Source organism: Pseudomonas sp. CIP-10 (assembly GCF_020911845.1).
Taxonomy (GTDB): domain Bacteria; phylum Pseudomonadota; class Gammaproteobacteria; order Pseudomonadales; family Pseudomonadaceae; genus Aquipseudomonas; species Aquipseudomonas alloputida.
This window is the reverse complement of the sequence record NZ_CP087160.1, coordinates 4,269,639-4,287,569: the sequence shown is the minus strand read 5'-3', so window position 1 is coordinate 4,287,569 and position 17,931 is coordinate 4,269,639. Positions and strand designations below refer to the sequence as shown.

Below are 17,931 nucleotides of genomic sequence, written 5' to 3'. Positions count from 1 at the left end.
CGGCCGACAACAAAACATAACACCCCGCCCGTTGTCTTCCCGCAAACATCCCCGCTACGATCCCCTCAAGCGATTGCAGGCCTCTAGATCAGGCTTTTTGCAAAGCCTGCAATGCATTGACCCACCAAAAAGAACACAACAAGGGGGCAGTCATGAGGGAACAGTTGCGTACGCCAGCCAGGCGTGGTGCCTGGCCATGGGCAGCCAGCGCGATGCTGGCATTGGCATTGGGGGTGTGGGCAGACAGCGCCCAGGCCGCGGCCGCCGACGAATACTCCACCGAATCGGCCAGGGCCAGCCAAAGCCTGTTGATCGACGCCACCCATGCCGGCAAGCGCCTGGTGGTGGTGGGTGATCGCGGCCACATTCTGTTCTCCGACGACCAAGGCAGTACCTGGACCCAGGCCCGGGTACCCACCCGGCAATTGCTCACTGCTGTGTTTTTCCTCGACGACAAGCGTGGCTGGGCCGTCGGCCATGACGCGCAGATCCTCGCCAGCAGCGACGGCGGCGCCACCTGGAGCAAGCAGTTCGAAGACCTCGCCCGTGAAGCGCCCTTGCTCGATGTCACCTTCCTTGACGCCCAGCACGGCTTTGCCGTGGGGGCCTATGGTGCCTTGCTGGAAACCACCGATGGCGGGCAGCACTGGCAGGATGTGGCCGAGCGGCTGGACAACCCGGACCAGCTGCACCTGAACGGTATCGCCCACGTGCGCGATGCCGGCCTGTTCATCGTGGGTGAGCAGGGCGGCATGTTCCGCTCCACCGACAACGGCCAGACCTGGGCCAAGGTCCAGGGCCCCTACGAGGGCTCGTTGTTCGGCGTGATCGGCACCGCCAAGCCGCAGACCCTGCTGGCCTACGGCCTTCGCGGCAACCTGTTCCGCTCCAGCGACTTCGGTGACAGCTGGCAGCCGATCGAACTCAAGGCCGCGCGCGGTACCCTGGAGTTCGGCCTGGCAGGCGCTACGCTTGTCGATGATGGCAGCCTGGTGCTGGTCGGCAATGGTGGCAGCGTGCTGCGCAGCACGGACGACGGCCAGACCTTCAGCGTGTACAACCGTGCCGACCGCCTGGCCCTGGCCGGCGTCAGTGGCCTGGCCAACGGCGGCCTGCTGCTGGTGGGGCAGGGGGGTGTACACCTGGCCAGCGCCGAAGGGGCTGATCAGGCGGCCCGGGAGGTGCGCCCATGACCAGCAGGGAGAGCATTGCCATGCACCCGCATCACCAGGACAAGGCCACGCTGCTCGAACGCCTGATCTTCAACAACCGCCCAGTGGTCATCGCCCTGTGCGTGCTGGTCAGCATTTTCCTGTTCTGGCAGGCCACGCAGATTCGCCCCTCCACCAGCTTCGAGAAGATGATCCCACTGCAGCATCCGTTCATCGAGCAGATGATGGAGCACCGCAACGACCTGGCCAACCTCGGCAACACCGTGCGCATCTCGGTGGAGGCGGTGAACGGTGACATCTTCGACAAGGACTACATGGAGACCCTGCGTCAGATCCATGACGAAGTGTTCTACATCCCGGGTGTCGATCGGGCCGGGCTGAAGTCACTGTGGAGCCCCAGCGTGCGCTGGAGCGAGGTCACCGAAGAGGGGTTTTCCGGTGGTGAGGTCATCCCTAACACCTACAACGGGTCGCAGGACAGCCTCGATACCCTGCGCGACAACGTGCTCAAGTCAGGCCAGGTGGGGCGCCTGGTAGGCAACAACTTCAAGTCCAGCATCGTCGACGTGCCGCTGCTGGAGAGCTACCCCGACCCGCAGGACCCGGGCAAACAGGTGAAGCTGGACTACCAGCAGTTCTCTCACCTGCTGGAAGAGAAGATCCGTGACAAGTTCCAGGCGCAGAACCCCAATGTAAAAATCCACATTGTCGGCTTTGCCAAGAAGGTCGGTGACCTGATCGATGGCCTGGTGATGGTGGCGATGTTCTTCGGCGTCGCCCTGGTGATCACCTGGGTGCTGTTGTACTGGTTTACCTGGTGCATCCGCAGCACTGTCGCCGTGCTCATCACCACGCTGGTGGCGGTGGTCTGGCAGCTGGGGCTGATGCATGCGGTGGGCTTTGGCCTGGACCCGTACTCGATGCTGGTGCCGTTCCTGATCTTCGCCATCGGCATTTCCCACGGGGTGCAGAAGATCAACGGCATCGCCCTGCAGTCGAGTGACGCCGACAACGCCCTTACCGCTGCCCGGCGCACTTTCCGTCAGTTGTTCCTGCCGGGAATGATCGCCATCCTTGCCGACGCGGTGGGCTTCATTACCCTGCTGATCATCGACATCGGGGTGATTCGCGAACTGGCCATTGGCGCTTCCATTGGCGTGGCGGTGATCGTGTTCACCAACCTGATCCTGTTGCCGGTGGCCATCTCCTACGTGGGCATCAGCAAGAAGGCCATCGAACGCAGCAAGAAAGACGCGACCCGCGAGCACCCGTTCTGGCGCCTGTTGTCGAACTTCGCCAGTGCCAAGGTGGCGCCGGTGTCGGTGGTGCTGGCGCTGCTCGCCTTCGCCGGGGGCTTGTGGTACAGCCAGAACCTGAAGATCGGCGACCTCGACCAGGGCGCACCGGAGCTGCGCCCCGACTCACGCTACAACCAGGACAACAACTTCATCATCAGCAACTACTCGACCAGTTCCGATGTACTGGTGATCATGGTCAAGACGCCGTCGGAGAAGTGCTCGGTCCACTCGACCATGGCGCCGATCGACGAGCTGATGTGGACCATGGAAAACACCCCTGGCGTGCAGTCGGCGATTTCCTTGGTCACCGTTTCCAAGCAGGTGATCAAGGGCATGAACGAGGGCAGCCTGAAATGGGAAACCCTGTCGCGTAACCCGGACATCCTCAACAACTCCATCGCCCGGGCTGACGGCCTTTACAACGGCGACTGCTCATTGGCACCCGTGCTGGTGTTCCTCAATGACCACAAGGCTGAAACGCTGGAGCGCGTCACCGCCGTGGCCAAGGCGTTTGCCGACAGCCATGACAAGGAAGGCCTGCAGTTCCTGCTGGCGGCGGGCAACGCCGGTATCGAGGCAGCAACCAACGAAGTGATCAAGTCGGCCGAGCTGACTATCCTGATCCTGGTGTACATCTGCGTGGCAGTGATGTGCCTGATCACCTTCCGCTCGTTCGCCGCCACGCTGTGCATCGTGCTGCCCCTGGTGCTGACCTCGGTGCTGGGCAACGCGCTGATGGCCTACATGGGCATCGGGGTGAAGGTGGCGACCTTGCCGGTGGTGGCGTTGGGGGTGGGCATTGGCGTGGACTATGGCATCTATATCTACAGCCGCCTGGAAAGCTTCCTGCGTGCGGGGCTGCCGTTGCAGGAGGCCTATTACCAGACCCTGCGCTCGACGGGTAAAGCCGTGTTGTTCACTGGCTTGTGCCTGGCCATCGGCGTGTGCACCTGGATCTTCTCGGCAATCAAGTTCCAGGCTGATATGGGGCTGATGCTGACCTTCATGCTGCTGTGGAACATGTTTGGCGCGCTGTGGCTGCTGCCGGCGCTGGCACGGTTCCTGATCAAGCCGGAGAATATGGTGGGCAAGGAGGGGGGGTCGATTTTCGCCCATTGAATCGCAAGGGGGCCGCATTGCGGCCCAATCGCGACACAAGGCCGCTCCTCCACTAGGTTCGCGTGCCCTTGTAGAAGCAGCCTTGTGTCGCGATTGGGCTGCAAAGCAGCACCAGGGTTATAATGCCGCCACATCTTCCACAGGTACCCCCATGTCCCCCCTCGCCACCGCCCTGCAGTCCTGCGACATGCTCCTGATTGACGGCCTGCATGCCTTCGATTTCACCGCCGACGCATCCGGTCTCACCGTCGAATGCATGGACGGCCGCCAGCTTCGCCGCTGGTCCTTCACCCCCGAACAGGTCGCCGCCGCTATCGCCACCGGCGATGAATGGCAACTCAACGATGCCAACGGCGAGCATCGGCTAGTCTGTATGAGTGCCTTTCGTGCCCCGGATGATGACCAAGATGAACCGGACCTGGACGAGCCTGCTGACCGCTAGCCTGATGAGCCTGACAATCTCTGCCCACGCCGCCACCTTGCTGGTGGGCAGCTACACCGATGGCGCCAGCCAGGGTATCTACCGCTACCATTTCGACGACAAGGCCGGCCAAATCGGCCCCACGCCCCTGCAGGTGGTGAAAAGCGTCAGCCCTTCGTGGCTGGTGCTGTCGGCCGACCAGCGTCAGCTGTTCGCGGTGAATGAGACCCCGCAGGGCCATGCCAGCAGTTTCAGCATCAGCAGCAACGGCGAAATCAAGCCGCTCAACCAAGTGGTCACCCAGGGCGACGAGCCCACCCACGCCAGCCTCAGCCGTGACCAGCGCTACCTGTTTGTGGCCAACTACGCGGTCAACCCCGACCCCGGTGGCAGCCTGGTGGTGATCCCGGTGGCCAAGGACGGCACGCTCAAGCCCGTGGTGCAACAGGCCCGGCATAAGGCGAGCGGGGTCAACCCTGAGCGCCAGGCCGGTGCCCACGTGCATTCGCTGGTGCTGTCGCCGGATGGCCAGCACCTGTATGCCAGCGACCTGGGTGCCGACAAGGTGTTTATCTACCGCTACGACGGTGCCAGTGCGGACCACCCGCTGACAGCGGCGATACCTGCGTCCGTGGCCTTGCCGCCGGGCAGCGGTCCGCGTCACTTGCTGTTCGACGCCAAGGGCCGGCACGCCTACCTCACCCTGGAAATGAACGCCGAGGTGGTGATGTTCGATGTGCAGGACGGCAACCTGGTTGAACGCCAGCGCTTACCCCTGACCGAGCGCCAGGAGGCCGCAGCGAAGGCGGCAGGTGGCTTGCACCTGTCGGCGGACGGGCGCTTCCTGTACGTGAGCAACCGTGGCACGGCCAATGAAATTGTGGCGTTCAGCGTGGGCAAGCAGGACGGCCAGTTGACGTTCCTGCAGCGTCGCCCGGCAGAAGGTGATCACCCTCGGGAGTTTGCCCTGGACCCGAGTGACAACTTCCTGCTGGTGGCCAACCAGAAGAGCAACCAGATCGTGGTGATACGTCGCGATCCGCGCAGTGGCAAGCTGCTGGAGACGGTGCAGACGCTGAAGCAGGATGCACCCTCGGACCTCAAGTTCATCGAGTGATATCGATCAGCGTGATAATCGGTACTGCCGCAATGAATTTTTGCGTGCGGCCTCGGCGGCGTAAGTTTGACCCAAGGCCCAAAAGGGCCACCGTCAAACCACCGCCGTCGAGGTCAGCCCAGATGAACTTCAATCTCTTCCCGGTTATTGCCGCATCCGCCATTTCCGCATCGGTCGTCCTGCCAGCGCATGCCCATGCCGACAGCAGCAAGGCTTCTGCCACCCACAGCTACACCGAGCAGTACCTGCGCCAGAGCGCCAATTTCCATGCGGCCCTGAGTGGCAAGCACCACCACTGAGCCTTGTGCGGTGTCCTGTAGGAGCGGCCTGCGTCGCGACACAAGGCCGCTCCTGCAAGGTATCGCGTGAACTTATTTGGCCATCACTGACCTGAACAGCTCCGAAGCCAGCCACCCCTCGAGCCAGCTCCGCACACGCGGATAAGCCGCCTCGGCGAACCACTGCGGTTCGACCCCGGCAAACTGGCGCATCAGGGGCAGCAACGCGGCATCGGCCATGCTCGGGTGGTCGGCCAGCAGGTAAGCCCGCCCCACCAGCAAGCCTTCGAGCTCCGCCAGCCAGGCCTCGGCCTGCTGGCGGTAATGCTCGCGGGAATGCTCCGGGTAACGTTCGGCATACTTGTACAGGTTCACGTGCGCCTTGAACGTGGTGTCATTGCGTGCAATCAGTGTTTCAGCCTGCTGCGCAGCCGCAGGGTTGGCCTGTAGCCGCCAATCCTGCGGGTCGTTTTGCGTCAGCGCCCAGCGCATGATGTCCAGGCTCTCTTCCAGTACCTCGGCACCGGTATCCAGCACCGGTACCGTGCCCTTGGGCGACAAGGCCAGCAGCTCTGCCGGCTTGTTCTTCATCGCCACCTCGCAGATTTCCACCTCGCAGCCGGCATAGCGCAGGGCCAGGCGCGCACGCATGGCCCACGGGCAGCGGCGGAACGAGTAGAGGATCACCCGCACACCTCCACGTCACTGAGGCCATTACCCTGGCGCCGCACCTGGATCTGGACCGGGATGCGCTCGTGCATTTCCTGTACGTGGGAAATCACCGCCACTTTGCGGCCCTGGGCTTGCAAGCCGTCGAGGGCGTCCATTGCCAGTTGCAGCGACTCGGGGTCGAGGCTGCCGAAGCCTTCGTCGATGAACAGCGACTCGATACGCAAGGTGCTGGACGCCATCGACGCCAGGCCCAGCGCCAGGGCCAGCGACACCAGGAAGGTTTCCCCGCCCGACAACGAGTGCACCGAACGCAGTTCGTCGCCCATCTCGGTGTCCAGCACCAGCAGGCCAAGGGCGCTGCCGCCGCGCTTGAGGCGGTAGCGACGGGCCAGCTGACGTAGCTGGGCGTTGGCGTGGTGCAGCAGCAGATCAAGGTTGTAGCCTTGGGCGATCTTGCGGAACACATCACCGGAGGCCGAACCGATCAGGGCATTGAGGCGGGCCCAGCGTTGCCACTGCTGGTGGGCCTGTTCGATTTCTGCCGCCAGCGCCTGGTGGGCCTGCTGCCGGCGCTGATCGTCGGCCTGTTGTGCACGCAATTCGGCGCATTGCTGCTCATGGTTGACCAGCCGCCCGCGCAGCTCGGTCAGGAGGTGTTCCAAGGCTTCGGCCGAGGTGTCCACGGTCATTTGTGCGGCGTGTTGTTGCAGGCGCTGCTCACGTTCCTGCAGCAGCACGCGGCCCTGCTCGATGGCTTTTTCCGCGCCTTGCAAACGCTGGCGCAATTCATTGACTTGCGCGTCATCCATGGCCAGCAGGCGATCGAGGCCGGCATCGTCCAGTTCCGGATGCTCGCTGCGCCACTGGGCGATCTGGGCCTGCAACTGTTGGCATTCGGCATCCAGTGCCTGTTGTTGCTGGGTATTGGCCTTGAGCTCGCTGGCCAGTTGCACGCCTTGGGTGCGCAGATCTTGCAGGCGCTGGGCGGTGTCGGCATCGAGGGCGCGGGCTTGTTCCAGCGTGGCTTCCATATGCTGTTGCCAGGCTTCGGCACTGGCATGTTCGCCTAGCAGCTCGCCGAGCGACGCCTGGGCCTGCTGGCGCTGTTCGTCGAGGGCCGCGAGCGTGTGTTGCAACTGCTGCAGGCCTTGCACGCGCGCCTGTTGCTGATCGCGCAGTTTGTCCAGCTGGGCTTGCCGGGCTTGCTGTTCTTCCTGTTCGTCCTTGCGCTGTTCCAGTTGCTGCAGGCGCTGGGCAATCTGCTGGTCGAGGGCGAGGAAGGCATTGGCCGGGTCGTCGTTGAGGGCCTTGAGCGCTTCCTCTGGCAGTACGCCGGCCAGGTCGTTCAGGCCTTGCTGCAACAGCTGTTCGTCGTTGGCCAGGGCCTGGTGCTGTTGCTCCAGATGGCGTTGGGCCTGTTGCTGGGCGTCGTGGGCCGCCTGCAATTGCTGGTTCAGGCGGGCGGCGTCTTTTTGCAGGGCCAGCAGGGCGCTCTGGCGTTTCTCGTCCTGGCTGATTTCTTCATCCAGGCGACGCAGCTGGCTGTCGAGCCAGGTGCTACGGGCCTTGTCGTCCTGCGGGGCGAGGGCTGGCCATAGGCTGTGTGCCTGTACCTGAGCCACCAGCGGTTGCAACTGTTCGCCCAGTTGCTGCTGTTGCTGCTGAAAGTCCTTGAGCTGGGCATTGACCACACCCAGCTGGGTACGCAGCTCCACCAGCTTGTTGTTGAGCGTTTCGACCTGCTTCTGCGCGGCGTGCTCTTCGGCCTGGTCATGGCGACCCAGGCTCTGCAGCAGCGCTTCTGGCTGATGGAAGGGGTGTTCGGCGCTGCCACAGACCGGGCAGGGTTCGCCGTCACGCAGTTGGTCACGCAGCTCTTCGACGCTGGTGGTGCGTGCCAGGCGTTGCCGTTCCAGCAGTTGACGGGTGAGGATCAACGCCTGCTCGGCGGCCTCCAGCTCGGCCTTGGCGGCGGTGCCTTCGGTAATCAGTTGCTGGCGTTGCAGCATGGCCTGCTGCTGCCGTTCGCGCAGGGCATCCAGCTGCTGGCGCAGCTCCTGTTCACGGCCGTGCAGGCGTGACATTTCTTCTACGGCGCGCTGCTGTTTGCGGTTGTCCTGCAGCATGCCGCCGAGCAGGTCGATCTGTTCGGCCAGGGCCTGGGGTTCGGCCTTGGCTTCACGGAACAACAGGTCGTAGGCGTCGCGCTCGGCCTGCAGGTGCGCATTGGCCTGGCTGGCCTGGGCCTGCAAGCCGGGGAGCTCTTCTCGGCCCTTGGTCAGGCGGCCACCGATCAGCATCACCTGTTTCAGTTGCGGCAGGTAGGCGTGCCAGGCATTGGCCAGGCCCGCCAGGTGCTGGCTGTCGGCAAGCGCGGTGTCGATCTGCGCCAGTTGCTGCACGCTGCGCTGCTGGTTGTCTTCCAGCTGCTGCAGTTGCTGCTGGCCGTCAGCGACCTGTTGTTGCGCCTGTTGGCCGATACTACGCTGGGCGGCCAGCTCCTGGTCCAGGCGTGCCAGACTGTCCTGCGCGGCAAAAGCCTGGCGCAGGCGCGGCGCGTTCTCGCTGTGCTGGGCCTGGCGGTCGGCAAGCGCTTGGCGCGCAGTGTCCAGCGCCTGTTCGAGTTCGCGGGTGCGCACCTGCAGTTCGGCTTGCTGCTGTTGCTGTTCGGCCATTTTCGCGGCCACTGGCGCCAGCTGTGCGCTCAGGGCCTGTCGGCGGTGGAACTGGTGACGCTGTGGGGCCAGGCGCTCCAGACGTGCCAGGTCCAGGCGTGGTTCGGCCAGCTGTTGCCAGTCCAGTTCGGCGGCCTGCAGCGTGGTGCTGGCTTCGGTGTGTTGGGCCTGTAGCTGGCGTTGTTCATTCAGCCAGTTGCGTTGCTGCTCCAGTTGGCGCTCGCCGGCCTGGTCGGCCTTGAACTGCTGTTGCGCCTGCTCCAGGCGCTGGTCGAGCTCGGTACGGGCCTCGGCAGCCATCGGCAGTAGATGGCTGGCGCGTTCTTTCAGGGCGTTGTGCGCCTCGCCGGCTTCGCGCGCCTTGCTGAAGGCACGCTGGCCCAGGCGGGTGTAGATCGCGGTGTTGGTGAGCTTTTCCAGCAACTCGCTACGGTCTTTGTCGTCGGCCTTGAGGAACGCGCCGAACTCGCTCTGGGCCAGCATCACCGCACGGGTGAACTGTTCAAAGTTCAGGCCCAGACGGGCTTCGACCAGTTGCTTGTATTCGTTCTTGCCACTGCCGAGCACTTGCTCGCTGTCGAGGTCGTAGAAGCTTTGACGGCTGTGCTGCAGTTTGCCGTTGGCCTTGTCGCGGGCGCGGTTGGCTTCCCAGCGGGCGCGGTAGCGGCGGCCGTCGATGCCGACGAAATCGACCTCGGCAAACCCGCTGCCGGTGCCACGGCGCAGCAGGTTGCGCGGGTCGGAGGTGGGGATGTCGCCGTCGGCGTCCGGCACCTTGGCCTCACGGCCAATGGCATTGAGGCGCGGCACGGTGCCGAACAGCGCCAGGCACAGGGCGTCAAGCAAGGTGCTCTTGCCAGCACCGGTAGGCCCGGTGATGGCGAACAGGCCAGCGCTGGCCAACGGTTCTGCGGTGAAATCGATGTCGATCGGGCCGGCCAGCGATGCCAGGTTCTTCAGGCGGATGGCGAGAATCTTCATGGCTGTTCCTCTTCCTGCTGCACGTCCTGCAACAGCAGGGCGAAGTCGGCCAGCGCCTGCTCGTCGGCGGGGTTGCCGTAGGCTTGCTCCCAGGCGCGGCTGAACAGGTCTTGCGGGGTCATCTGGGCCAGCTCGACAAAGGCCAGGTCATCGTCCTCGGCGTTGTTGCGGCCGGCGTACTCGGCGCTGATGCGGATCAGCCGTACCGCCTTGCCTTCAAGCGCGGTTTCGATCTGCTGGCGCAGGTCGGGTTGCGGCTCGTCGAGCATCACCCGCACCTCCAGCCAGGGCTGGCGGTTGGGGTCTTCAAGCAGGTCGACCACGGGCAGGTCGGCCAGTTGCTGCAACAGCTCGCCCAGCGGTGCCGGGCCCACCCGTTGCAGGGCCACGGCGCGTGGTACGGGGCGTGGCTCGACGCTGACCAGGCCGTTGCCGTCCAGCTCCACTTCCAGGACCTGGTGCGGGTAGTTGATTTCGGCGAACGACAGCGGGATTGGCGAGCCGCTGTAGCGGATGCGTTCTTCGCGGTTGACCTTCTGCGGCTTGTGCAGATGGCCCAGGGCGACGTAGCTGATAGCCTTGTCGAACAGCTTGGCCGGTAGCGCCTCGGCGTTGCCGATGATCAGGCTGCGTTCGGAGTCCTCCGACACCGCGCCACCGGCCATGTGCGCGTGGCTGATGGCGATCAGCGCCTGGTCTTTCTTGCGTTTCTTCAGGGCGGCGGCGATCAGTTGCTGGTGCACCTGGGTGATGCCTTGCAGGTAATCGTCACCCAGCTGCGGGCCGGTGACTTCGGCCGGCCGCAGGAAGGGCAGGGCCAGGCACCAGGCAGCGACCTTGCCCCGGCCGTTGGTCAGCGGAATCAACAGGCGCTCGGCATCCAGCTGACCCTCGTCCAGCCAGTGCACACGGCCCAACGCATGGGTGCGCAGGCGGCGCATGAGTGCGGCGGGCAGCTCGATGCGCGAACCGGAGTCGTGGTTGCCGGCGATCATCACAATGTCCAGCTTGGGCTGTTGCTCATGGGCCTGGACGATGAAGTCGTAGAGGCGTTCCTGGGCTTTGACGGGTGGGTTGACGGTGTCGAAGATGTCGCCCGCAATCAGCAGCGCATCCGGCTGGCGCAGGCGCAGCTGGCCGAGCAGCCAGTCGAGGAAGCAGGCGTGTTCGAAGTCGCGTTCCTGGCCGTGCAGGCTTTGGCCCAGGTGCCAGTCGGAGGTATGAAACAGACGCATGGATGACCTGTTGGTGTCGAGTCGGGCAAGCGGAGAAAGGGCGGTATGGTAACCCAAGCAGGGTTCGGGGTGCAGGGCGAGGGATTGGGGGGCAGGTGTTCGTCACAGGCACTGAAAACCTTATGGCGAACACCTGCTGACCTCCTGCTGGCCTACTTGGGATAGAGCGGTGGCAAGCTGCCATTCTCACCCGCCGGCAGCAGCACCTGCTCAGCCGGAGGAATGGTACCAATCGCCCGCCACAAATCCTCCCCCTGCCAATACTGGCCACTCTCGCTGTACAACGCCCCGTTCAACCCATCCAGCGCATCCGACAACGGCACGAAGCGCGCCGCCATCTCGGCCAGGGTTTCCGGTTGCTGCCGGGCCCAGGCATCCAGCGCCTGGCGCGTAGCCTGGGGGTCGTTGGCCTGGCACGCGCGCTTGAGGTCGTCCAGCAAGGTACGTGGGCTTGGCCCGTTCTGCGCGGTGCGCAGTACCGCTGGTCGCGAACGGGCGCGCCACCACAGGGCAAGACCCAGCACGGTGGTCAGGGCGAACACCAGTGTGGACAGCTGCCAGGGCCATAGCAGGGTGCTGGCGCTGCTGTTGTCGCCCACCGGGGTGTCGGCGCTCAGTGCCGGGTTGTCCAGCACGTTCAGCGTGCGCGCCGGCAGGCTGCTGTGCTCCAGGTGGTCTTCGCGGGTGTTCCACCAGGCCACTTCCAGCGCCGGCAAGGCCAGCGTGCCGCTGTGGGTGGGCACCAGGGCCTCGCGCTCTTCGCGGTTGGCGGTCATGCCCCGTTCGCTGATTTCGTTGCGCAGCAGCGGCTGGTCAGGGTAGCGGCGCAGGCCGATGATTTCTGTGGCCGGCAGCGGCGGCAGTTGGGTGCTGGACAAGCCTTCGGCACGCAAGGTGATGTTGCGCGTCAGCGAGTCGCCAATCTGTACCTGCTGGCTGCCCGGGTCGGGGCTCCAGTGCTCTTCCAGGTTCAGGCTGCTGGCGGGCAACCACGGCAAGCCAGCCGGCCAGGCTGCCGGAATCGGCCGTACCGTGAGGCGCAAGGGCAGCGAGCTGACCTGCACCTGGTGGCCGGCGCGGGCCGTGCCATTGGCCTGTGCTGCTTCGTCGCTGCTGGCGGCTGCCGTGGCGGTGAACGTCAGTGGCGGGATGTCGAGGGTGCCGCTTTGCTGGGCATACACCGCATAGCGGGTTTCGATCACGCCATGACGCACACCATTGATTTCCTTTTCATACGTGCGCGACTCGCCCAGCGGCTCGACCTTGGCGTTCTCCAGTTGCAGTGGGCTGAGGCTGCTGTCGTCGTACAGCGCTACCGAGTGGTAGATGCGCAGGGTCAGCACGGCTTGGGCCTGGACATAGACGTCATGGCTGTCGAGGGTCGCTTCGATGAAGACCTGAGCGTTGTCCTGGCGGCTGGCATCGGCCTGCAGCACTTGCAATTCGATGGCCTGGCTGTGCGACTGGCCCAGCTGCAGCTCGGGAATGCGCAGGCTACCGCTGCGCCGTGGCAGCAGGGTGATGATCCAGCGGGTGCTGGCGCGGGTTTCGCCGTCCAGGGTGTGCAGGCTGTTCAACTGGCGCGTGCCGCGCACTTCGAAGTCACCTTCCAGGGCGCGCAGGTCAGGCTTGCCGAACTGGGTGACGTCCTGGCTTTCCAGGGTCAGTTCCAGGCTTTCGCCCGCTTCCAGGCGGGTGCGGTCGACGCTGGCCTGCAGCAGCGGTTCGGCGTGGGCCAGTACGGCCCATAGCAGGGTGAGGAGAAAGACGCCGAAGCGACTCATCGTGATTTTTCCTGATGCAATTGCTGTTCATACCAGAATTTGCGTCGCAGCAGCTCTGCCGGGTTGTCGGGAATTTCCCGCAGCCATTGCTCCAGGGCTTGGCGCTGTTCGCCGTCGAGGCTGGTCGACACCGGGCGCTGTGGCGGCTGGATGACACTGTCGTCGCCGGCCTGGTTGCCGGGGGCGGCCTGGCTGTTGCTGCTGCTTTCGCCGGGTTGTTCGGGGCTGGCCTGTTGGTCGTCGCCGGGTGTGCCTTGGGCCGGGCTGCTGGCCGAGCTGCTGTTGCCTTCGGTTTCGCTGCCGGGCGTGTCTTGGGCATCGCTGCCGGGCGGTTGTTCCTCGGCCTTGGCTTCACGTTGCTGCAGCAGTTGCTGCACCAGCGCCTGGTTGTCCAGCGCGGCCTGCAGGTCGGGCTGACGCTCCAGGGCTTGCTCGTAGGCATCCAGGGCGGCGTCCAGCTCGCCACTGTGGGCCAGGGCATTGCCTCGATTGTAGTGGGCTGCTGCAGTGTCGCCTTGGGAAAATGCCTCGGCGGCACCGGCATAGTCGCCGGCCTGGTACAGGGCCATGCCGCGCCATTGCGGGTTCTGGAAGTGACGCGCAGCGCTGGCCGGGCGGTTTTGCTCCAGCAGCTTCTGGCCTTGCTGGTCGGGGCGCAGCCACAGGTCGTTGAACTCGAAAGCCTGGCTAGGCTGCGGCAAGGCCAGCAGCAGCGGCAGGCAGAACAGCCATCCGCGCCGGCCAGCGCAGGCGGCCAGCAGCAACAACGGAATCAGCAGCCAGTAACCTTGGTCGGCCCAGCTGTCCAGTTGCAGGGTCTGGCCGTCATTGCGCCCGCTCCGCGGGTTGTCGAACAGGCCCAGGCCACGCAGGTCGAGGTCGTCGATGCGGGCGTGCCGGTAGCGCCCGCCCGTGCCGCTGATAAAACCCTTCAGGCTGGCGCTGTCCAGGCGAGGCAAGAGGATGCCGCCCTGGTCGTCTTTAAGGTATTCGCCATTGGCCTGGCGCACCGGGGCGCCTTCGCGGCTGCCGATGCCCAGCATCAGCAGGCTTGGGCCCTGGCGGCCGAGGGCCTGGGTGATGCCCTGGCGCTCGGCGGCGCTGAGCGCCGAGCCTACCAGCAGCAGGCGGCCTTGGCCGAGGCCGCTCTGGGCCAGCAGCGCCAGGCCTTTTTGCACGGCCAGGTCGGCACGCTGGCCGGGTTTTGGCATGATCGACGGGTCGATGGCCTCAAGCAAATTGCGGGTGGTGGCCAGGTCGTCGGACAGCGGCACCAGGGTGTGCGCGGAGCCGGCATACACCACCAGCGCCGTCTGGCTGTCGCGGCGGTGTTCAAGCAGGTCGAGGATCTTGCGCCGGGCCTGTTCCAGGCGGTTGGGCGGGCTATCCTCGGCGAGCATTTGCGGGGTCAGTTCGAGAAGGATCACCAGGGGGTCGGCCGGGCGCTGACGGCTTTCTTCCAGCCGCTGCCAGCTGGGCCCGAGCAGCGCCAGGATCACCAGTAACCAGGCGAGGCCCAGCGCCACCCACGGCAGTTTGCTGGTGCTGCCGCTGCCGCCACCCAGCAGTACACCATGGAAGGCGGGCGGCAGAATCATCTGCCAGCGCCCGGCACGCTTGCGCCGGTGCCACAGTTTGTACAGCAGCCAGCCGAGCACGGGAACCGCCAGCAGCCAGAGCGGGCGCAGCCATTGGGGCCACAAGTCGATCATCGCCGCCTCCTTAAACGCAGGCGCTTCAAGCGCTGGCGCCATTCCGGGTGCGGCTGCAGGAAGCGCGGTTTGCGCAGCAGGCGCTGCAACAGGTTGTCGGGCCACTGCACGGCTACCACCAGCAACACGCTGAGCAGCAGCGCCAGCGCCAGGGGCCAGGCGTACAGGGCCTGGGCTGTGCGCGCCTGGGTCGGTTGCTGGGCTACTGGCTCCAGTTGGTCGAGGGTATCGCCGATAGCGTCCAGTTCGGCGCCGTCATGGGCACGGAAGTAGGCGCCGTGGGTGATGTCGGCAATTTCCTTGAGCGCGGCTTCGTCCAGGTCCAGGCTCGGGTTGAGGCCGAGCAGGCCTGGGGTGCCACTGGCTTCGGGGTTGGCGCCGATACCGATGGTGTAGATGCGCACGCCTTCCTGGGCCGCCAGGCGAGCGGCTGTCAGCGGGTGAATCTGCCCGCCGTTGTTGGCACCGTCCGTGATCAGCACCAGCACCCGGCTTTGTGCCGGGCGTTCGCGCAGGCGTTTGACCGCCAGGCCAATGGCGTCGCCGATGGCGGTGTTCTTGCCTGCGATGCCGATCTGCGCCTCGATGAGGAAGGTGCGCACGGTGCGCCGGTCAAAGGTGAGCGGCGCCTGCAGGTAGGCCTGGCTGCCGAACAGGATCAGGCCCACACGGTCGCCTTCACGGTCTTGCAGGAAGTCGCCCATCAGCGCCTTGACCAGGTCGAGGCGGCTGATGTCCTCGTTCTTCCACTGCATGTCGGGGAAGTCCATCGACCCGGACACGTCCACCGCCACCAGCAGGTCGCGGCCGCTGGCGGCGATCGGCACTGGTTCGCCCAGCCATTGCGGGCGAGCGGCGGCGCACAGCAGCAACAGCCAGATGACGACGAACGGTGCCTGCTGGCGCCAGGTGGGCAGGTTGAGCCGTGCGCGGCGCCCGGCCAGGCCTTCCAGCTCGTTGAGGAAGCCCACCTTGAGCACCGGTTCACCGCTGTCGGCGGCGGGCAGCAGCAGGCGCACCAGCCATGGCAGCGGCAACAGGGCGAAGACCCACGGCCAGGCCAGTTCAAACATGCTTGCGGATCCAGGTTTCGACGGCTTGGCTGAGCCCGGCGATGGCCTTGTCATCGAGCTTGCACTCGGGTTTATAGGCGCCTTCGACCAGTACCATCCAGCGGGTCAGGCCGGCGGCCGGGCAGCGGTTGTCGAGAAAGGCCAGCCACTGGCGGCCGTTGAGGGTGTGACTGTTGGCGCCTGGGTAGTGGTTGCGGCACAGGCGTTTGAGCAAGGCGTTGATCTGTTGCAGCCAGGCGCCGGCCGGGGCGCCGTCATACGGGCGTGGCAGGCGGGCCAGCTCGGCCAAGGCCTCCAGGCGTACCGGGTCCAGGGGTTGTTCGGCGCGCACGATGCGGCGTTTGCCCGGGCGCCAGCGGCGCAGCCGCCACAGGCCCCAGCCCAGGAGTGGCAGGACGGCCAGCAGCAGCCACCAGCCTGGTGCGGGTGGCCACAGGCTGACCGGTGCCGGGGCGATCAGTGGGTGCAACTGGTCGAGCGGGTTCATGACGCGCTCCGTGGCCGCTGGGCGTTCAGGTACTCGCGCAGTTGCTCGATCATTTCGCTTTGCGTGCTCAGTGGCATCAGGACCACCCTCAGCTTTTGCGCCATCAGCTCCCAGCGCTCGATGCGGGCCTCGGCCTGCTGGCGGTAGGCCTGGCGCAGGTTGGCGTCGAGGGTGTCGAGCTCCAGCTGGGCGCTGCGCTGGGCGAAGCGCAGCAGGCCGGCGGCGGGCAACGCGTGGTCGAGTGGGTCGGATACCGGCAGCAACAGCAGGTCGCAATGCCTTGAGAGCATGGCCAGGTGCTGTTCTACCTGGGCGCTGAGCGAGCGCTCATCGCAGATCACGATGGCCAGGCTGCCGGGGCGCAGCACTTCGCGGGCGCGGCGCAGGGCCAGGCCGAGGCTGTCGGCCCCGGGTATGGCTTCGGTGTGCAGTGACTGGTTGACCTTTGCCAAGCGGTTGAGCAGTTGCAGCAGGCTCTGTTTGCTGCGTCGGGGCTTGATCTCGTGGTGTTCGTTGTCGCCGAACACCAGGCCGCCGATGCGGTCGTTGTGGCCCAGCGCTGCCCAGCCGAACAGCGCCGCAGCCTGGGCCGCCAGCACGGACTTGAACATCAGCCCTGAGCCGAAGAAAAGCCGTTGGCTTTGTTCGACGAGGATGAAGATCGGCCGCTCGCGTTCTTCGTGGAACAGCTTGGTGTGCGGCTCCTGGGTACGCGCAGTGACACGCCAGTCGATGTTGCGCACATCGTCGCCGGCCTGGTAAACGCGCACTTGGTCGAAGTCCACGCCGCGCCCGCGCAGCCTGGAATGGTGCAGGCCGACCAGCGGGCTGCGCTGGCCGGGCTTGGAAAACAGCTGGATTTCGCGCACGCGGTGGCGCATGTCGATCAGCTCGGCAAGGCCAATGCGGATGCCGTGTTCGGCCAGCTGCGCAGTGGGCATGGGGTCAGGCAACGGCGACGACGTCGAGGATGCGCTGGACTACGCGGTCCTGGTCGATCCCTGCCGCCTCGGCCTCGAACGAGAGGATGATGCGGTGGCGCAGGACGTCGAACAGCACGGCCTGGATGTCTTCGGGGCTGACGAAGTCGCGCCCGGCCAGCCAGGCGTGGGCACGCGCGCAGCGGTCCAGCGAGATGGAGCCACGCGGGCTGGCGCCGTAGGCGATCCAGTCGGCCAGCTCGGTGTCGAATTTGGCCGGGGTGCGGGTGGCCATGACCAGCTGCACCAGGTATTCCTCCACTGCGTCGGCCATGTACAGGCCAAGGATTTCCTTGCGCGCAGCGAAGATGGCCTGCTGGCTGACCCGGCGCTCAGGCTTGGTCTCGCCGCCTAGGGCTTCACCCCGGGCCTGCGCCAGGATACGCCGCTCTACGGCGGCGTCGGGGAAGCCGATTTTTACATGCATCAGGAAGCGGTCGAGCTGGGCTTCGGGCAGCGGGTAGGTGCCTTCCTGCTCGATCGGGTTCTGCGTGGCCATGACCAGAAACAGCGGCGACAGGTCATAGGTGCTGCGGCCCACGCTGACCTGGCGCTCGGCCATGGCTTCGAGCAGCGCCGACTGCACCTTGGCCGGTGCGCGGTTGATTTCGTCGGCCAGCACCAGGTTATGGAAGATAGGCCCCTGCTGGAACACGAAGCTGCCGGTTTCCGGGCGGTAAATCTCCGTGCCGGTGATGTCGGCCGGGAGCAGGTCGGGGGTGAACTGGATGCGATGGAACTGCGCTTCGATGCCTTCTGCGAGTTCTTTGATGGCTTTGGTCTTGGCCAGGCCCGGTGCCCCTTCGACCAGCATGTGGCCGTCGGCCAGCAGCACGATCAACAGCCGTTCGACCAGTTTCTCCTGGCCTAGGATCTGGGTAGAAAGAAAAGTGCGCAGCGCGATCAGCGCTTCACGGTGTTCCATCG

At 65.3% G+C, this 17,931-nt stretch carries 14 protein-coding genes; 5 read left to right on the top strand and 9 right to left on the bottom strand.

Features of this window, described 5'->3' with window-relative positions; translation table 11 throughout:
• Positions 1-152: 152 nt before the first annotated feature.
• From LMH93_RS19330 to LMH93_RS19310, 5 genes are all read left to right on the top strand, one after another.
• Positions 153-1,193, top strand: a complete 1,041-nt coding sequence (locus LMH93_RS19330) for a WD40/YVTN/BNR-like repeat-containing protein (RefSeq protein WP_108190913.1) — start codon at positions 153-155, stop codon at positions 1,191-1,193.
• A complete protein-coding gene (locus LMH93_RS19325) occupies positions 1,190-3,589 on the top strand; it encodes an efflux RND transporter permease subunit (RefSeq protein ID WP_177331685.1) in 2,400 nt (799 codons plus the stop codon). Before LMH93_RS19330 ends, LMH93_RS19325 begins: the two co-directional genes overlap by 4 nt.
• Before the next feature lie 151 nt (positions 3,590-3,740).
• The gene (locus tag LMH93_RS19320) at positions 3,741-4,031 is read left to right on the top strand and encodes a DUF5629 family protein (RefSeq protein ID WP_004577427.1); all 291 of its coding nucleotides are present in this window, start codon (positions 3,741-3,743) and stop codon (positions 4,029-4,031) included.
• On the top strand, positions 3,997-5,127 hold the full coding sequence (locus LMH93_RS19315; protein ID WP_003247230.1) for a lactonase family protein: 1,131 nt from the start codon (positions 3,997-3,999) through the stop codon (positions 5,125-5,127). Before LMH93_RS19320 ends, LMH93_RS19315 begins: the two co-directional genes overlap by 35 nt.
• Positions 5,128-5,249: 122 nt before the next feature.
• The gene (locus LMH93_RS19310; RefSeq protein WP_003247232.1) at positions 5,250-5,426 is read left to right on the top strand and encodes a hypothetical protein; all 177 of its coding nucleotides are present in this window, start codon (positions 5,250-5,252) and stop codon (positions 5,424-5,426) included.
• Positions 5,427-5,498: 72 nt separating this feature from the next.
• Here the strand turns inward: LMH93_RS19310 and LMH93_RS19305 are convergent, their stop codons facing one another.
• From LMH93_RS19305 to LMH93_RS19265, 9 genes are all read right to left on the bottom strand, one after another.
• Positions 5,499-6,092 (bottom strand): glutathione S-transferase, encoded by a 594-nt coding sequence (locus LMH93_RS19305; RefSeq protein WP_003247233.1) that lies wholly within the window; start codon positions 6,090-6,092, stop codon positions 5,499-5,501.
• Complete coding sequence (locus LMH93_RS19300; protein WP_230064465.1) at positions 6,089-9,733, bottom strand: AAA family ATPase; 3,645 nt, start codon at positions 9,731-9,733, stop codon at positions 6,089-6,091. Before LMH93_RS19300 ends, LMH93_RS19305 begins: the two co-directional genes overlap by 4 nt.
• Positions 9,730-10,968 (bottom strand): exonuclease SbcCD subunit D C-terminal domain-containing protein, encoded by a 1,239-nt coding sequence (locus tag LMH93_RS19295; protein WP_003247235.1) that lies wholly within the window; start codon positions 10,966-10,968, stop codon positions 9,730-9,732. Before LMH93_RS19295 ends, LMH93_RS19300 begins: the two co-directional genes overlap by 4 nt.
• A gap of 152 nt (positions 10,969-11,120) precedes the next feature.
• Positions 11,121-12,752 (bottom strand): BatD family protein, encoded by a 1,632-nt coding sequence (locus LMH93_RS19290; protein ID WP_185280114.1) that lies wholly within the window; start codon positions 12,750-12,752, stop codon positions 11,121-11,123.
• Positions 12,749-14,464, bottom strand: a complete 1,716-nt coding sequence (locus tag LMH93_RS19285; protein ID WP_014860950.1) for a tetratricopeptide repeat protein — start codon at positions 14,462-14,464, stop codon at positions 12,749-12,751. Before LMH93_RS19285 ends, LMH93_RS19290 begins: the two co-directional genes overlap by 4 nt.
• Complete coding sequence (locus tag LMH93_RS19280; protein WP_014860951.1) at positions 14,461-15,537, bottom strand: vWA domain-containing protein; 1,077 nt, start codon at positions 15,535-15,537, stop codon at positions 14,461-14,463. The genes LMH93_RS19285 and LMH93_RS19280 overlap by 4 nt, the downstream gene beginning before the upstream one ends.
• Positions 15,530-16,024 carry a DUF4381 domain-containing protein gene (locus tag LMH93_RS19275; protein WP_003247240.1) on the bottom strand — a complete coding sequence of 165 codons (495 nt, stop codon included), beginning with the start codon at positions 16,022-16,024 and terminating at the stop codon, positions 15,530-15,532. Before LMH93_RS19275 ends, LMH93_RS19280 begins: the two co-directional genes overlap by 8 nt.
• Positions 16,021-16,965, bottom strand: coding sequence for a DUF58 domain-containing protein (locus LMH93_RS19270; RefSeq protein ID WP_004577431.1), 945 nt, complete (start codon positions 16,963-16,965; stop codon positions 16,021-16,023). The genes LMH93_RS19275 and LMH93_RS19270 overlap by 4 nt, the downstream gene beginning before the upstream one ends.
• A gap of 4 nt (positions 16,966-16,969) precedes the next feature.
• The gene (locus LMH93_RS19265; RefSeq protein WP_003247242.1) at positions 16,970-17,929 is read right to left on the bottom strand and encodes an AAA family ATPase; all 960 of its coding nucleotides are present in this window, start codon (positions 17,927-17,929) and stop codon (positions 16,970-16,972) included.
• Positions 17,930-17,931: the final 2 nt, after the last annotated feature.

What these genes read in the sequence shown, in the direction of transcription:
- LMH93_RS19280 (WP_014860951.1), bottom strand. Translation starts at nt 15,537, where the DNA reads ATGTTTGAACTGGCCTGGCCGTGGGTCTTCGCCCTGTTGCCGCTGCCA.
- LMH93_RS19265 (WP_003247242.1), bottom strand. Translation starts at nt 17,929, where the DNA reads ATGGAACACCGTGAAGCGCTGATCGCGCTGCGCACTTTTCTTTCTACC.
- LMH93_RS19275 (WP_003247240.1), bottom strand. Translation starts at nt 16,024, where the DNA reads ATGAACCCGCTCGACCAGTTGCACCCACTGATCGCCCCGGCACCGGTC.
- LMH93_RS19325 (WP_177331685.1), top strand. Translation starts at nt 1,190, where the DNA reads ATGACCAGCAGGGAGAGCATTGCCATGCACCCGCATCACCAGGACAAG.
- LMH93_RS19295 (WP_003247235.1), bottom strand. Translation starts at nt 10,968, where the DNA reads ATGCGTCTGTTTCATACCTCCGACTGGCACCTGGGCCAAAGCCTGCAC.
- LMH93_RS19290 (WP_185280114.1), bottom strand. Translation starts at nt 12,752, where the DNA reads ATGAGTCGCTTCGGCGTCTTTCTCCTCACCCTGCTATGGGCCGTACTG.
- LMH93_RS19315 (WP_003247230.1), top strand. Translation starts at nt 3,997, where the DNA reads ATGAACCGGACCTGGACGAGCCTGCTGACCGCTAGCCTGATGAGCCTG.
- LMH93_RS19310 (WP_003247232.1), top strand. Translation starts at nt 5,250, where the DNA reads ATGAACTTCAATCTCTTCCCGGTTATTGCCGCATCCGCCATTTCCGCA.
- LMH93_RS19330 (WP_108190913.1), top strand. Translation starts at nt 153, where the DNA reads ATGAGGGAACAGTTGCGTACGCCAGCCAGGCGTGGTGCCTGGCCATGG.
- LMH93_RS19320 (WP_004577427.1), top strand. Translation starts at nt 3,741, where the DNA reads ATGTCCCCCCTCGCCACCGCCCTGCAGTCCTGCGACATGCTCCTGATT.
- LMH93_RS19285 (WP_014860950.1), bottom strand. Translation starts at nt 14,464, where the DNA reads ATGATCGACTTGTGGCCCCAATGGCTGCGCCCGCTCTGGCTGCTGGCG.
- LMH93_RS19270 (WP_004577431.1), bottom strand. Translation starts at nt 16,965, where the DNA reads ATGCCCACTGCGCAGCTGGCCGAACACGGCATCCGCATTGGCCTTGCC.
- LMH93_RS19300 (WP_230064465.1), bottom strand. Translation starts at nt 9,733, where the DNA reads ATGAAGATTCTCGCCATCCGCCTGAAGAACCTGGCATCGCTGGCCGGC.